The organism is Mycobacterium intermedium, assembly GCF_002086275.1.
GTDB classification, from domain to species: Bacteria; Actinomycetota; Actinomycetes; order Mycobacteriales; family Mycobacteriaceae; genus Mycobacterium; species Mycobacterium intermedium.
The window spans coordinates 1-1,697 of the sequence record NZ_MVHT01000224.1 but is presented as its reverse complement, the minus strand read 5'-3'; the positions used below and the strand labels follow the sequence as shown (position 1 = coordinate 1,697).

General features: G+C 67.3%; 1 protein-coding gene. It reads right to left on the bottom strand.

The genetic code is table 11. The annotated features are described in order from the left end of the window. Positions 1 to 173 precede the first annotated feature (173 nt). On the bottom strand, positions 174 to 1,577 hold the full coding sequence (locus tag BST27_RS30300) for an IS1380 family transposase (RefSeq protein ID WP_069422674.1): 1,404 nt from the start codon (positions 1,575 to 1,577) through the stop codon (positions 174 to 176). Positions 1,578 to 1,697 lie beyond the last annotated feature (120 nt).

Sequence of the window (1,697 nt, the reverse complement as noted above, 5' to 3'; positions counted from 1 at the left end):
TAGCCTCGATTTTGCATCGAATTGATGATTGAGCCGTTCTGGCGCTGAATGGTGTTGTTGGGTAGGCATTTTCGGTGTGGTGGCGTGGAGAGTTGTCCCGTGTCGCCGGGCGGGGCGGGCTTTCCTGGGGCCGGTGGTCTTTCGTGGTCGGTTGGGTGGTGGTCGCCGGGGTGTTATCCGAAGGCGGTGCGGATGTGTTGCCAGGCGGTCGCGATGGCTGCGGCCCATCGCCAGGTGGCATCGAGGCGTAGCCGTTGTTGGCGTGCGCCGTGGGTGATGCGGGCGGCGATGTGCAGGATCCGGTAGCGGAATGTGGTGATCTCGATGCGGGCCAGGCCGGGGTGGTCGTGAAAGCCGATCAGCCGGGCCCAGGTGACCAGATCGGTGGCGGCCAGGATGATTTCCAGCCAGGCGGCGTTGGACCAAAACGAGTGGCACGGAAAGTTGCGCAGCCCGGTGGCCTTTAGTTCGCGGATGCGGTCCTCGATGCGGGCGTGCTGGCGGTGCCGCAACTCCAATCCGGCGACTTGACCAGGGATGACCCCGGGTGCGGTGTCGGTGATGAACGCGGTCACGCGCATGCCGTCGGCGTCGGTGAACCGCAGCTGGGCCCCGGGGTGGGGGCGTTCTTTGCGCAGGATCAGCCGGGTTCCGGCCGGCCATGAGGACAGGTTGACCAGACCGGTGGCCTCGGCGACCCAGGCGCCCTCGCGGATACCGCCGTCGGTGTCGATGGCCGGGTCCCAGACATCGGCGAGGGTCAGGGTGTCCACGGCGTCTTGGACCCGCCAATCGACGGGGTAGCCGAAGGAGAACCCCACCCCCAGCCTGCGGCACGCCTGGGCGAAGCGGTGGGTGGACCCGGCGGTGTCGCAGCGCACCAGCAGCTTCGGGTTGTCGGGATCCTCGGGATGGGCGGGGTCGGGCTGGTATCGCCGCGGCAGGGCGGCCAGCGCCTGCTCGAGGACGATGACGTGATCGGAGGCGGTGTTGGAGCCGGCGTTACCGTTGCGCAGCAGCCCGGCCAGGGCCTCCCCGCCGGCGATGTCCGGGCGGTCCAGAAACGCCAGCAGCGGGTGATGACCATAGGTTTTCTTCCAGGTCGCCGCAGCGCCGGTCTTGTTGTCGGAGTGATCGATCACCAGGGTGGCGTCGATGTCGATGTGCAGCCACCCCTGGGTGGGGGCGGCTCCGGCCGCCCAGGCCGCCGCCCGCGCCCGAGCCCGCGCTGTGCGCACCCCCGGCAGGTGTGCGGCATCGATGCGCTGATCGATCAACCGCCACATAGTGGTCGTCGACGCCTTCGCGCCGAACACATGCTCACGATCGCCGCACAGTTGACCAACTGCGTCGATGCAGTCCGCGCCGTCGGCGACCGCGGCCGCCAGATCGGCGAACACGTCCCCGGGCGCATACACCCACGGGCCCCGGTACGTGTCGGCCAACGCGGCGGTGACCTGCGCCGACAACCCCGTGCGGTCCGCGAGCTCGCGCAGCATGCCCATCCCGGCGTGCGACACGACACCATGCCCGTCAGCAGACACTTTCACCCGCGATGCTAGCGCGATATTCTTCACTCGCGAAGTGCCTTCCCTTGGGACCGATTGAACCGTAGACAAGTCCAATTATCCCTTGCAGGACAGGCACTTTCGCTTATCTACACCCCGTTTCTCGAGGCATTTCACGAAAAATCTGGG